Here is a 13,200-nt window from a genome sequence, read left to right as displayed (position 1 = left end):
ACGTGCTCGTCGAGACCCGCGATCTGCCATTCGGCAGCGACGTGCATCGGATCGACTCGCTGCGGCAGCTGCAGGAGGAATTGCCGCTGCGCTTGCGCGATGGCGCGCGCGTGCTCAAACAGCATCGGGGCCACAGCGGCGCAGGCGTGTGGCGAGTCGAGCTCGCAGACCAGGCCGCCGGCACCGTGCGCCTGCGCCATGCCCAGCGTGGCAGCGAGGAGACGGTGGTCTCTTTCGACACCTTGGCGCGAACGATGGCGCCGTACTTCGACGCTTGCGCCGGTGGGCACATGATCGATCAGGCCTGGCAGCCGCGGCTGGTTGACGGCATGGTGCGCGCGTACCTGGTGGCCGACCGCGTGGGTGGGTTCGGGCATCAGGCGGTCAATGCGCTGTACCCGGCGCGCGGCGATCAGCCGGCACCCGCCACCAGCCCGCGCCTGTATCACGGCGCCGACGATGCGCGCTTTCAGGATCTCAAAGCGCGGCTCGAATCGGGTTGGATCGAGCAGCTGCGCGCATGCGTGGATGTGCCGCAGGAGCGGCTTCCGCTGCTGTGGGACATGGACTTCATCCCAGGCGAGGCGTCACCGGACGGTACGCCGGGCTACGTCTTGTGCGAGATCAATGTCAGCAGCGTGTCGCCGTTTCCGCCGTCCGTGGTCGGGCCGCTTGTCGCGGCAGTGAAGGCCCGGCTGGGGCAGCAGCGCGGCTGAGCCCGCCGTGGGCCACGGGCCGGGCCGGCCGCACCTCACCCGAAAGTAGGGCCTGCTGCCCCGCACCCTGAGGGGTGCGCGCCGGCCGCTCGACGCTGATCATGGGCCTGCCCACCGACTCGATTGCAGGAGCCCGCCGTGATCGCCTCATCGCTTGCCGTCAACGTTCCGAATGCCTTGCCCAACGCCTTGCTGGCTTTTGGCGGCACGCCCCTGCCCACGCACCGGCCGAGACCGGCCCTGCGGCTGGAAGACGCCAGCGGCACTTGCGAGGACAGCCAGTTCATCGCGCTGCTGGCGGCATACAGGCGCTCCGGCGGCCTGGCGCGGGCAACCGAGTTGCGGCCAGCGGTGGCCGGCAGCGCCGAACTCATCCGCTTCGACTGGTCCGGCTGGAACTGGCTGCCGCTGTTCCAGTTCTGCCCTGGCGGCCTGGCCCTGCGGCCCGAAGTGAAGCGCATCCTGGCCGAGTTGCCCAGGGCGCTGGACGGTTGGGGCCGGACCCAGTGGTTCGCCTCGCCCAACGCCTGGCTGCGCCACCGCCGGCCCGTGGACCTGCTGGACGGCCGCGCCGACCTGGTGGCAGAAGCTGCACGCGTCGATTGCTTCATTGCGGGCAGCTGAGCGTTCCTGCGGGCCCCAGACTGGGCCTACAGACACGCAAGACCCGGGACGACAGACGCCTCCCGACCTCGGCGGCACAGTGAGCCCATGCGCTGCGAACCCCGCAGCGCCGACTCAAAGGAGATCATCATGAACAAGGACCAAGTGCAAGGCCGTGTCGAAGACGCCAAGGGCAAGATCAAGGAAGCCACCGGCAAGGCCGTGGGCAATGAACGCCTGAAGAACGAAGGCCGCGTCGACCAGGTCGCCGGCAAGACCCAGGCCAGCGTGGGTGACGCCAAGGAAAAGGTCAAGGACGCGATCGATCGCATCTGAGCGATTGACCTGATCCGCAGTCGCTGGCCCCCGGCCGGCGCCTGACGGACTCGCCCCCGCAGCGAGCGCAGGGTCCCCAGGCCATTGGCTTGGGGGCCCTGTTGCATTGGGCCCTGCGTTACCTGCCGCCCCGCATCTCCTTCGCCAGCTGCGGCGCGCCGTACACCGTCTCCAGCGCCTGGAGGATGGCGTCGATGTGGACCGCCACGGCGCGGGCCGCTTCGTCGCGGTAGAGGTAACGGCCACCCAGCGACGCGAGGTTGCCGTCGAAGATCAGGCCAACGAGTTCGCCGTTGGCGTTGACCACCGGCGAGCCGGAATTGCCGCCGATGATGTCCGCGGTGCTGACGAAGTTGAGCGCAGTGCGGGGGTTGAGCTTGGCGCGGGCCGTGGCCGCCGGGGTGGACAGCGTGAAGGGCATGCGGTTATCGAAACTGTCGGCACGGTCCAGCAGGCCGGCCCAGGTGGTCTTCCAGGGGGTGCGGACGCCGCGCTCGCTGTAGCCCTTGACCGTGCCGTAGGACAGCCGCAGCGTGCCGGTGGCGTCTGGCGGGAGGTTGGCGCCGCCCATCGCGTAGCGGGCCTGGCCGATCATGGCGGCGGCCTTTTCGGCCGGCGTGTCCAGCGCTTCTTCCTTGAAGTGGGCCAGCGCCAGCTTCTGCGGCGCCAGCGTGCGCGCCAGCACGACCAAGGGATCGGCCGAGGCCCGGATGGCCGCTTCGCCGCCACGCATCAGCGCTTCGCGCACGGCAGGGTCGGCGAGTTGGGTGCCGCGCACCAGGCGCTGGGCGGCGGCCTCGGGCGTGTCGCTGCCCAGTGCGGCGGTCACGAAGGGATGGCTGTCGCCCAGCACCTTCTTTGCCTCGCCCAGCGCCCAGGCCAGGCGCACGGTTTCGAGCTCGGGGTAGAACGGTGCCTTGGCGCGCAGCCGGCGTTCGTTCTGCACCAGCTCGCTGTCGCGCCAGGCGGCCAGGCGCTGGTCCTCGGGCAGCGGGCGCTGCTGCGCCAGGTCCACCAACAGGCCGGCCAGCGACAGCAGGCTGCCGTAGGTGTATTCGGTGGCGGTGAGTTCATCGAAACGCTCGGCATGGCGGGCCACGCTGGCTTCCACCAGGGCCCACGGGTCGCCAGGCAGCTTGCGCTGCGTCCAGGCGGTGCGCAGCCGGGTTTCGTCAGCCTCCTTGCGCGCCATGACTTCCGGATCCCGCAACGCGGCGTATTCACCGCGCTTGGCCTTGAGCCGGTTCTCGACGCCGGCAATCGCATCCGCCGCCTGGCGCGCGGCTTCGGGCGAGCGCCCGGCGTAGGCGTGCAGCAGCGCCTGCTGGGCCTCCAGCCGGGCCAGCGTGCGCGGGTAATCCACGTCACGCGCAAAACGCAGCTGGGCCAGCGTGCGCAGCCGGTCGGTGCTGCCGGGGTGGCCGGCCACGAAGACCAGGTCGCCCTCGGCCAGCGGCTTGGCGGCCAGCTTCAGCACGCCGGTGGGCTTGGCGGGCTTGCCGTTTTCGTAGACGCGGGCCAGCGCGAAATCGAGCGCGAAGCGCGGGTAGACGAAGTTGTCATCGTCGCCGCCGAAGTTCGCGGCCTGCGCGTCGGGGGCGAAGACCAGGCGCACGTCGTCCCATTCCTTGTAGCGGTACAGCGCGTAGCGCGCGCCGCCGTACAGCGCCACGACCTGGCAGTGCAGCCGCGTGCTCTGCTGGCAGTCATGCTCGAGCTTTGCGATGACGCGCTTGCGGGCCTGGTTGCGGGTGGCGTCGTCGTCGGCCACGGCCGAGGTGGCCAGGCGCAGGCTGTCGCTCACGTCGTCGCTGGACTGCAGCACCTTCAGCACCGTGCCCGGGCAGCGCAGCTCCTCGGCCTGCGTGCGCGCCAGGAAGCCGTGGCCATCCAGGTCGCGCTCCGGGGTGGAAAGCCGGGCGATGCAGCCGCGCGCCACATGGTGGTTGGTCAGCACCAGGCCTTGCGCCGAGACAAAGGAGGCCGACGCGCCGCTGAAGTTCACCGCCGCCTTTTGCAGCTGCTGCAGCCAGCGGGCACTGAGGGCCACGCCGTGCTGTTGCTGGATCGCCGCGAGCGGCGGGCTGTCGAAGGTCCACATGCCTTCGTCGGCCAAGGCGGCCGGGCTGGCCAGCGCCAGCAGCGAAGCGGCCGCGCAAGCGATGGCACGGGGCGACAAACGGGTAGCAGAAAAGCGACTGGACATGCGCAAAAAAGCTCCTGCAGGGGACATCCGAAAACGGCGCAGTCTACGCCCCGGCCCGATGCGGATAAGCTTGGCGCATCCTCATGCTGCCCCGCATCACGACCGCCAGGTGAAGACCCCTGGCGTCGCTGCCGCCCTGACCACCCGACATGTCCGAACCCTTGCCCCCGCCTGCCCCGCTGGAACCGCCGCCCGAGCGCGATGCACGCTTTCCGTCGGCCGTCGGCGCGGTCTGGCTGATGTTGGTGCTGATGCTGCTGCAGGCCCTGATGGGCGAGGCCCTGTACGGCGCCAGCCAGGACCTCGGGCTGGCAGAGCCAGACGTCACGGCGCTGGTGCTGATCCTGTCCTATGGGTTGCTGTTCAGCGTGCTGCTGTACCGCAAGGGCATCGGCTACGGCGCGCTGTTCCATGCCGGGCCGAGCTCGGCAATGGCCACGCTGGGCGTCACGGCGGCCCCGCTGCTGCTGATGACGCCCGGCCTGGTGCTGGGCATCTCGACGCTGGACGACATCCTGGTCCGCCTGGTGCCGCTGTCCAGCCATGACACCGAGCTGTTCAAGCGCATGAGCGACACCTCGCTGTCCACCGTGCTGACGGCCTGCCTGATCGCGCCGGTGCTCGAGGAACTGCTGTACCGCGGGGTGATCCTGCGCAGCTTCCTGGCGCAATACGCCGCCTGGCCGGCCATCGTCGGCTCGGCCGTGCTGTTTGGCGTGGCGCACCTGAACATCTACCAGTTCATGGTCGGCCTGCTGCTGGGCGTGCTGACCGGCTGGCTGTACGAGCGCACCCGCTCGGTCGGCCCCGGGCTGCTGCTGCACATCGCCTACAACAGCCTGATCACCTGGCTGGCCAGCGACAGCACGCCGCCTGCACCTGGCAGCGATGGCCAGATCGGCATGGGCTGGTGGGTGCTGTCCTTGATCCTGATGGGCGTGGGCCTGCGCTGGCTGGTGCGGCTGCTGTCACCATCGGGCACGGCTCGTGCTCGCGACCCTGGGTCGCATGGTCCGAAGCCGCAGTGAACGCGCTGGCGGCGCTGCCCCGTTCTGACAACCCCTTGAAGGAGCTCCGTGGATGGTGGAAGCGCATGTGCTGGTCGGAAATCCCCACACCCGCAAGGCGACGCTGCTGCGCTGCCTGACCGGCTGTTTCAACCGCAGCGTGCGCGACATCGCGCTGCACGGCGGCGGCCAGGTCAGGCTGTATGTGCGGGTGGCGGCGCTGCAGGACTCGCGCACCGATCCAGCCGAGTTCATCAACGAAGTGGCACGCAGCCGCTGCCAGCAGGTGGCGTTTTCGCTCTGGCCGGAGGCGCATCCGCACGACAGCGAACGCCTGCCGGATGCGCAGGCCTACCTCGCGGCGTTACGCAGCGCCGGCTGGAAGATCAGCAAGGTCGCGGTGCTGGGCGCCCATCCGCTGCGGCTGGACCTGAAGAGCGGCGTGGCACAGTTTCCCAATGTGCTGCACCAGCCGGTCAACAGCTCGGCCCAGCTGATCCGCCAGCATTTCGGCTGGCAATGAAAAGAGGCCCGGGATGAACCGGGCCAACGGGGACTTCCGGCGAGACGGCCCTCAACGTCTCGAAGCCGGCACGATCAAGGCGCCCAGGCGTTCTCCACCGCCCAGCGGGTGTCGTTCAGGTAGCTGCCGGACGTGTTCCAGTCGCTGCCGCCGGTGCCATCGGCAATCCAGACTTCGGATGCGTAGTGGCGCAGGTAGCGGTTCGGGAAGTTGCTGGCCGAGAAGCGGGTGCCGCTGCTGCCGTCCGGCGTGCCTTCGGCGCAGAAGGTCGCGTCGGCACGGTACAGGTCCGAGTCTTCCAGCGGGTCGCGGTGCACGCGTGAGTTGGCGTGGCGCAGGTACTCGCCCGGGAAGTTGCGGGACTCGAACGAGTAACAGCTCGCATCGGCCAGGCCGGTCACGATGTGCCAGGTCGCATCCAGCTTCAGCGTGTCGCTGCTGTCGGCAGTCACCACTTCGGTGAAGGCCAGCCCGTCCTGGTGCCGCACATAGCGGTTGTCGTAGCCCGGCGTCAGCACCCGCAGCGAACGCATGTCGCCCGGATTGATCAGCACGCTGCTGCGCCACCAGCCGGTGGACTGCGCCCACGAGGCATCGGCGCGGAAGCTGCTGCTGTCCTCGAAGGCATTCAGCCAGACCTCGGCGTTCATGTGCCGCACGTACTGCCCCGGCAGGTTCTTGGCTTCCAGCGACAGCCCGCCGCCACCGTTCAGCGCCTTGCGCGGGCAGAAGGTCGCGTCGCCGCGGAAGCCATCGCTGTTGTCGTTGGCGTCGATGCGCATGCGGTCGGCCGCGTGGCGCAGGAACTGGCCGGGCTGGTTCACCGCCTCGAAGGACAGGCAGCTGCTGTCGGCCAGGCCGTTGACGACCTTCCACGAGCTGTCCTGCTTCAGCGCGGCCGGGCTGCCGGCGTCGACCACGTCGGTCACGCCCAGGCCGCCGTCGCCGTGGCGCAGGTAGCGGTCCTCCGCGCCGGGGCTCACGCTGCGGAACGAATACGAGCTGCCCTTGCGCAGGTAGGGCACGCCATCGATCAGCGCCTGGTGCGCTGCCTTGACGCGCGCGAAGTCCATCTTCTGGACCTGGCGGTCATAGGTCAGGAAGCCGTTGAGCTCGTCCTCCACGTCGGAGATCTCGGTGTAGACCGCCGCACTCAGTCCCTTGGACGCGGACAGTTCACGCAGGCTGTCGACCTGTGCGGTGTAGACATTGGTCAGCGTCGCCGAGTCCGGGTAGAGGTTGTAGCAGCAGGTCGAATCCGGGTTCCACATGTGGCCGTCCACGCGCAGCCCGTTGCCGCCGAACTCGCCCAGCACCGAGATCCGGTTGGGCTGCCAGGCCGGGGCGGACGGGCCGGGGTAGTCGTGCAGGTCGATCAGGTCGCCGGCGCCCGAGTCGCCCGGCGCGAAGTTGATGCCGGAGTGGGTGTTGATCAGCCGGCTGGCGTCCCAGGCCTTGAACTGGTTGGCCATGCCGACCATGTCGAAGTCGCCCCAGCTTTCGTTGAAGATGACCCAGGTGACGACGGCCGGCGAAGAGCGGTGCTCGTCGACGATCTCCTTGTCCTCGGCCTTCACGCGGGCCTGCACCTCCGCATTGCTCTCGGCGTCCCAGGCGTGCGGCATGTCCTGCCAGACCATCAGGCCCAGCTTGTCGGCCCAGTAGAACCAGCGCTGCGGCTCGACCTTGATGTGCTTGCGCACCATGTTCATGCCGAGGTCCTTGATGGCCTGCAGGTCGGACTTCAGCGCGTCGTCTGTCGGTGCGGTGTAGAGCCCGTCCGGCCAGAAGCCCTGGTCCAGCGGGCCGTACTGGAAGACGTACTGCCCGTTCAGCAACGGCCGCGGCACGCCGTCCACGGTGCCGATGCTGATCGAACGCATGCCGAAATAGCTGCTCACCTCGTCATGCACCTTGGCGCCCGGCTTCTTGCGCAGCCGCACCTTCAGGTCGTAGAGGAACGGGTCATTGGGCGACCAGAGGTGTGCGTTGGGCACCGGCACGGTGAACTCGACATCGGCCACGCCGCTGCCGGTGCCGACCTTCTTGCCGCCGGCTGACGCAACCGCGTCGACCACCAGGCCGGCCAGGTTGTCGCCGCGCACGGTGATGCGAAGCTGCTTGTTCGGCAGGTCCGGCGTCATGTCCAGCCGGGTGATGTGAGCCTTGGTCACCGGCTCCAGCCACACCGTCTGCCAGATGCCCGAAGTGGGCGTGTAGAAGATGCCGCCGGGGTTCAGCGTCTGCTTGCCCAGCATGTCGTCGCCGGTGGTCGGGTCGAAGGCGCCAACCACCAGTTCGTTGTCGCCGCTCTTCAGGTAGGGCGTGATGTCGAAGCTGAAGGCGTCGTAGCCGCCGCTGTGCTGGCCGACCTGCTGGCCATTGACGTACACGGTGGCCTTGCGGTCCACCGCGCCGAAGTTCAGCTTCACATGCTTGCCGCTCCAACCCGGCGGCACCGTGAATGTGCGGCGGTACCAGAGGTTGCGCTCGTTCATGCGCTGGATGCCCGACAGGTAGGACTCCACCGGGTACGGCACACGGATCTGCTCGGGCTGCGCGGGGAAGGCCGGCGCGGTGGCGGGTGGGTTCTCGGCATCGGGCGCTGCGGCGCCGCCGGTATAGCGCCAGGTCCCGTTCAGGTTCAGCCAGTCGGTGCGGGCCACTTGCGGCCGGGGGTATTCGGGCAGCGGCACCTCGGCCTGCAGCGCGGCGTCTGTCCACGGCGTGGTGAGGCGTGCGCTGGGCGCCAGCGGCGCGGCGGTGGTCTTGGCAGCGAGCGCCTGCGTGCGCGACGCATCGGCGGCAGCGGCATCACCGCCGTCGCCTGCCCCGCCGCCACAACCGGCGGCCAGCAGCGGCAGCGTCAAGGCTGCCAACCAGTGTCTCAGTCTCAGGTCCATCGTGTCTCCTGTCGTGTGCCGGACGACTCGCCCCATGCGGTCGTCACTAATAATTTGCTAATACGAAGATTATTAGTAAACGGATGGCGGCGACACCAGGGAAAGGATGTAAGCGTTGGTGTGTGGTGCTTTGCTGGCAGCAACCTGCGGCCACAGACATTGGCATCACCTGCGCGGCAGCTGGCACGCGCCGGAAGTCAGCCGCTCAGCGCGGCTTGGGCGGGGCCACGGTGGCGCGCGGCACCAGGCTGCCTTCGACCTTGTGGCGGCGCTTGCGGCGCGCCGGCTCGGCCACTTCGGCCAGCAGCACCTCCACCGCCAGCCGCCCCATTTCATAGTCCGGCAGCACCAGCGTGCTGAGCGCCGGCCTGGTGTGGCGGGCGATCTCCTGGTCGTCGTAGCCCATCACCGAGATGTCTTGCGGCACGCGCAGTCCCAGCTCGTGCAGCGCCTCCAGGCAGCCCACGGCCATCAGGTCGTTGGCGCAGAAGATCGCCGTGGGCGGCGGCTCCTGGCGCATCAGCAGCAGCGTGCATTCGTGGCCGGACGCCACGTGCCAGTCGCCCTCGCGCACCAGCTTGCGGTCGAAGGCGATGTCGGCGCTGGCCAGGGCACGGCGGTAGCCCAGCAGCCGGTCGTGCGCGGCGTCCATCCAGGGCTCGCCGTTGACGAAGCCGATGCGGCGGTGCCCGGCGTCGATCAGGCATTCGGTCGCCACCTGGCCGCCGGTCACCTCCGACGGCTCCACCGATGAAATCGACAGCGCCACCGGCGCCGCACCCTCGTCGGCCGGGTGGCAGTTCAGCAGCACCGTGGGCACGCCGGCCAACGGCGCCGGCAGCGTCACCGCACGGGTGAAGATGGTCGAGTAGACGACGCCCAGCAACTGCGGGTTGGCCAGCATCGTGGCCAGCACCGCGGCCTCGACCGCGCTGCTGGAGCGCGTGGCGAACACGCAGACCAGCGCGCCCTGGCGCCAGGCCTCGTCCTTCGCGCCATCAATGGACAGCGCCGCATGCGGGCTGGTCGAGACCTCGTCGACCAGGTAGAGGATCAGCCCGGTGCCGGCCCCCGCGTTTGCCGGCACACGCTTGGCCGCAGCCGCCCGCCGCTCGGGCTTGCGCTCGGGCAACTGGTAGCCCAGCTCGACGGCCACGCGCGCAACACGGGCCCGGGTTTCCTCGGCCAGCTGCGTGCCGGTCATGCCGTTGAGCACCAGCGACACGGTGGACTGCGACACGCCGGCCTGCGTCGCGACATCGGTCATCGTGACGCGCTTGGCGGGCGTTTCGGGACGGGGCGCGCCAGCGCGGGCGGCTTTGGCTGGCATGGCGGTGTGGGGCGGTGAGACCGCGCGTATGTTACGGGCAGCTCGCGCTCAGCCCGGCCGCCGCAAGGTGCGCAGCACCTCGGCATGCAGCGCGTCCACCGCGCCCGAACCCGCCGACGCGCGGCTGCGCACCAGCGCCACTTCCACTGAAGGCAGCGCCGGCAGGCCGTGCTTCTCCTGCAGCAACTGCAGGCCGGGCGGCATGCAGCATCGCGTGAGCACGGCCACCGCGAGCCCGCTTTCCACGGCGGCCAGCTGCCCGGCCAGGCTGGCGCTGTTGTAGGCCACGCGGTAGGCGCGGCGCTGGGCGTCCAGCGCGGCCAAGGCGTGCTTGCGCACCAGGCTGCCAGCCTCGTAGGTCGCCACAGGCAGCGGGTCGCGCCGCCAGGCCTCGTGCTGCGGCGCGCCCACCCACACCAGCGGCTCTCGGAACAGCAGCGTGCCGCGGTTGGCCCGGTCCCGTGAGACCAGCGCCAGGTCGATCTCGCCGCGCGAAATCTTCGGCAGCAGCGAGGTGGACTGCTCGCAGACAAGCGTGATCTCCACGCCGGCATGCCGCGTGGCAAAGCTGCGCAACACCGGCGTGAGGTAGGTGGCAGCGTAGTCGTCGGGCACGCCCAGGCTCACGCGGCCGCTCAGCGCCGGGCCGTGCAGCGCCGCCTGGGCCTGCGCATGCACTTCCAGCAGCCGCCGCGCATGGCCCAGCAGCGCCAGGCCGGTGGGCGTGAGTTCGAGGTGGCGCGGCCCGCGGTTCAGCACCGGCCGGCCCACCGCGTCCTCCAGCTTCTTCAGCTGCATGCTCAGCGCCGACTGCGAGCGGTGCACCAGCGGCGCAGCGGCGGTCAGGGAGCCGGCATCCACCACCGCGACAAAGGCGCGCATCCAGTCGAGTTGCAGGTCGGCGGCAGGCATGTGGGGCTTGTTCCAGTATTCGGTTTTCGAATGCTAGCAGTCAGCACAATGCGCTTGTCGGGTGATGGGCCGATCCGAACAATGGCCTTCACCATGCACACATCGACCCCCAGCGCCGTTTCACCGCCGCCGAACCCGCAGCTTCCCCGGGCCTCGCCACGCGAGCGCCAGGGGGTGCTGCTGATGGTGGCCGGTGGCCTGCTGCTGGGCAGCATTGGCGGCTTTGTCGAAGAGGCTGGCCAGGACCCGTTGACCACCGTGTGGTTTCGCTGCGCGTTTGGCATGCTGGCGCTGCTGGCCTGGGACGCGGCCTGCGGGCGGCTGACGGAGCTGCGGCTGCGGGGCACGGCGCTCGCCGCGGCACTGGCCGCCAGTGTGCTGATGCTGGCCAACTGGGCGCTGTTCTTCGCGGCCATCACGCGCACCTCCATCGGTGTGGCCACCGTGGTGTTCCACGTGCAGCCGCTGTGGGTGCTGGCGCTGGGTGCATGGTGGCTGCGCGAGCGGGTGTCATGGCGCCAGGCTGGTGCCGCGCTGGCGGCACTGGCCGGGCTGGCACTGGCCACCGGGCTGCTGGACGCTGGAGGCCCCGGTCACCTGCAACAGCCGGGCTACCTGACCGGCCTGGCGATGTGCCTTGGCGCTTCGCTCTGCTACGCCGGTGTGACGCTGATCGCCAAGCAGGCGCGTGGCGTCAGCTCGTTTGCGCTCGCATGGTGGCAATGTGCGCTGGGCACGTTGGCGCTCCTGGCTTGGCCCGTCCTGCACGGCTGGCCGGCGTTGGGCAGCAGCTGGGCCTGGCTGGCCGGCCTCGGCGTGATCCACACCGGGCTGGCCTACGTGCTGCTCTACGCCGGCATGGCGCGCCTGGCCACCAGCCGCATCGCACTGCTGCAGTTCGTGTACCCGGCTGCGGCCATCGTGATGGACTGGGCGGTATATGGCAGGGCGCTCAGCGTCGTGCAGCTGATGGGCGTGGCGCTGATGGCGGCCGCGTTGACCGCTGCGCGGCCCGGCGTCATGCGCGCCTTTTGCGCTCGACCGGAACCGGCAAGCCCAGCAGCTGAGAAACAAGCAATCGCGCATTCGACTGCATCGCGGCAATCGCCTTGCGGTCGCCGGACAGGTGCTTGATCAGGCACTGCTGGAAAATCCCGTCGAACATCGCGTAGGCCACGCTGCTGGGAGCGCGCAGCGGCGCGCCGGCAAGGCCCGACATGCGCGTGAGGACGCGCCAGATCATCTTCTCCAGGCTCGCTTCAATCGCCGCCACATCGGCGCGGAAGACCTCTTCAAACAGCGATTGCGAACGCAGGTCATACCAAAGCCGGTGCATCGGCGCCTCGTCACGCACCGTCTGGCCGAGCGCAGCGACAAAGCCGTCGAGCAACTGCTCGAAGGTGGTCGAGGTGGTGGTGACCGCGTCGTAGCGGGTCACGCAGCGCGCCTTGTATTGGCGCACGCTGCAAAGGATCAGGTCGACCTTGTCGGTGAAGTAGTAGTGCAGCACGCCATGGGAGAACTCGGAGTTCTGCGCGATCTCGCGCAGGCTGGTGCGCGCGTAGCCGAGCTCGGCCAGCGTCTGCAGCGCCGCCTCGCCGAGCTGCGCACGGCGTTCGGTGAACTTTTCGTCGCGCGGTTTCGCGCGGGGGGCTGCGAGTTTCTCCATGCCATGAATTGTAGGAAGGAAGCGCGTCGGAAGGCCAGCACCTCTCGGTGCAAACCCGCGATCTTGACAACTGTCAAGGATAAATCTTGACACTCGTCAAGGCCACTCCTAGCATCGAATCGCGCTCTTTGACGAGCGTCCAAAAAAACAGCAGGAGACAAGGCAATGACGAAGTTCGACTTGACCGGCCGCAAGGCCCTGGTCACCGGGGGCGCGCGCGGCCTCGGTGAAGGCATGGCCCAGGCACTGGCCGCCGCCGGTGCTTCGGTGATGATCGGTGACGTGCTCACCTCGCTCGGCCGCGATACCGCCGGCAGACTGACCGCGGACGGCGCGAAGGTCGGCTTCGTGAAGCTCGACGTGACACAGGAGGCCGACTGGGCAGCCGCCGTGAAGGCCACCATCGAGACGCTCGGCGGCTTCGACATCCTGATCAACAACGCAGGCATCGAGGTCACCGCGCTGGTCTCGGAGATCGATCCGGATCAACTGCGCAAGATGCTGGACGTGAACATCGTCGGCACCGCGCTCGGCTTGAAACACGCGTTCCGCGCGATGCGGCCGAACGGCTCGGCTGGCAAGGGCGGCGCGGTCGTCAACCTCTCGTCGGTCGCCGCGACGATCGCGTTCCCGGCCATCGCCGGCTACTCGGCGACCAAGTCAGCCGTTGACCGCCTGACGCGCGTGGCCGCGATGGAGGCCGGCAAGCTGGGCTACGGCGTGCGCGTGAACTGCATTTATCCGGGACTGGTGCCCACCGAGATGGGCATGAAGCTCGCCGCCGATGTGGTCGCGGCAGGCCTGTTCTCTTCGCCCGAAGCGGCGGTGGGCGCGATCATCGAGCAGACGCCCTCGGGCCGCCTCGGTGAGGTTGCCGACATGGCCGATGCGGTCGTGTTCCTGTGCTCGGATGCGGCGCGTTTCATCACCGGCGCAGGGCTGCCGGTCGACGGCGGCATGGGCATGTAAGCCTCACAAACAAAGGACGAAAAAAC

12 protein-coding genes are annotated in these 13,200 nt (G+C 69.1%); 7 read left to right on the top strand and 5 right to left on the bottom strand.

Features of this window, described 5'->3' with window-relative positions; translation table 11 throughout:
- The 3 genes from ACAH41_RS25840 to ACAH41_RS25830 form a co-directional block, all read left to right on the top strand.
- A partial coding sequence (locus ACAH41_RS25840) for a Cj0069 family protein (protein ID WP_370538594.1) occupies nt 1-716 on the top strand: 716 nt, incomplete at its 5' end.
- Between the two features lie 138 nt (nt 717-854).
- Complete coding sequence (locus tag ACAH41_RS25835; RefSeq protein WP_325650694.1) at nt 855-1,340, top strand: hypothetical protein; 486 nt, start codon at nt 855-857, stop codon at nt 1,338-1,340.
- Nucleotides 1,341-1,469: 129 nt separating this feature from the next.
- Entirely contained in the window at nt 1,470-1,655 is a 186-nt protein-coding gene (locus ACAH41_RS25830; protein ID WP_325650696.1) for a CsbD family protein, read from the top strand.
- Between the two features lie 118 nt (nt 1,656-1,773).
- On the opposite strand, the gene ACAH41_RS25825 is transcribed toward ACAH41_RS25830, so the two are convergent.
- Nucleotides 1,774-3,861, bottom strand: a complete 2,088-nt coding sequence (locus ACAH41_RS25825; protein ID WP_325650698.1) for a S46 family peptidase — start codon at nt 3,859-3,861, stop codon at nt 1,774-1,776.
- Nucleotides 3,862-4,010: 149 nt separating this feature from the next.
- Here ACAH41_RS25825 and ACAH41_RS25820 point away from each other — a divergent pair, with 149 nt between their 5' ends.
- The gene (locus ACAH41_RS25820) at nt 4,011-4,889 is read left to right on the top strand and encodes a lysostaphin resistance A-like protein (protein ID WP_370538593.1); all 879 of its coding nucleotides are present in this window, start codon (nt 4,011-4,013) and stop codon (nt 4,887-4,889) included.
- 52 nt (nt 4,890-4,941) lie between these two features.
- Entirely contained in the window at nt 4,942-5,391 is a 450-nt protein-coding gene (locus tag ACAH41_RS25815) for a hypothetical protein (protein WP_325650702.1), read from the top strand.
- Nucleotides 5,392-5,465: 74 nt separating this feature from the next.
- Here the strand turns inward: ACAH41_RS25815 and ACAH41_RS25810 are convergent, their stop codons facing one another.
- From ACAH41_RS25810 to ACAH41_RS25800, 3 genes are all read right to left on the bottom strand, one after another.
- A complete protein-coding gene (locus ACAH41_RS25810) occupies nt 5,466-8,294 on the bottom strand; it encodes an AbfB domain-containing protein (RefSeq protein WP_325650704.1) in 2,829 nt (942 codons plus the stop codon).
- Nucleotides 8,295-8,499: 205 nt separating this feature from the next.
- A complete protein-coding gene (locus ACAH41_RS25805) occupies nt 8,500-9,624 on the bottom strand; it encodes a LacI family DNA-binding transcriptional regulator (protein ID WP_325650706.1) in 1,125 nt (374 codons plus the stop codon).
- A gap of 48 nt (nt 9,625-9,672) precedes the next feature.
- The gene (locus ACAH41_RS25800) at nt 9,673-10,536 is read right to left on the bottom strand and encodes a LysR substrate-binding domain-containing protein (protein WP_325650708.1); all 864 of its coding nucleotides are present in this window, start codon (nt 10,534-10,536) and stop codon (nt 9,673-9,675) included.
- A 93-nt stretch (nt 10,537-10,629) separates the two neighbouring features.
- Between ACAH41_RS25800 and ACAH41_RS25795 the strand changes: the two genes are divergently transcribed.
- Nucleotides 10,630-11,670 (top strand): DMT family transporter, encoded by a 1,041-nt coding sequence (locus ACAH41_RS25795; RefSeq protein WP_325650710.1) that lies wholly within the window; start codon nt 10,630-10,632, stop codon nt 11,668-11,670.
- Here ACAH41_RS25795 and ACAH41_RS25790 read toward each other — a convergent pair.
- Complete coding sequence (locus tag ACAH41_RS25790; RefSeq protein ID WP_325650711.1) at nt 11,555-12,205, bottom strand: TetR/AcrR family transcriptional regulator; 651 nt, start codon at nt 12,203-12,205, stop codon at nt 11,555-11,557. The genes ACAH41_RS25795 and ACAH41_RS25790 overlap by 116 nt on opposite strands.
- A 165-nt stretch (nt 12,206-12,370) precedes the next feature.
- Between ACAH41_RS25790 and ACAH41_RS25785 the strand changes: the two genes are divergently transcribed.
- Nucleotides 12,371-13,174: an SDR family NAD(P)-dependent oxidoreductase gene (locus tag ACAH41_RS25785; protein WP_325650712.1), complete on the top strand. Its 804-nt coding sequence runs from the start codon at nt 12,371-12,373 to the stop codon at nt 13,172-13,174.
- The last annotated feature ends 26 nt before the right edge of the window (nt 13,175-13,200 follow it).

The organism is Ideonella sp. (assembly GCF_041287625.1).
In the GTDB taxonomy this organism is placed as follows: Bacteria; Pseudomonadota; Gammaproteobacteria; order Burkholderiales; family Burkholderiaceae_C; genus Ideonella.
This window is presented reverse-complemented; position numbering and strand designations above follow the sequence as displayed.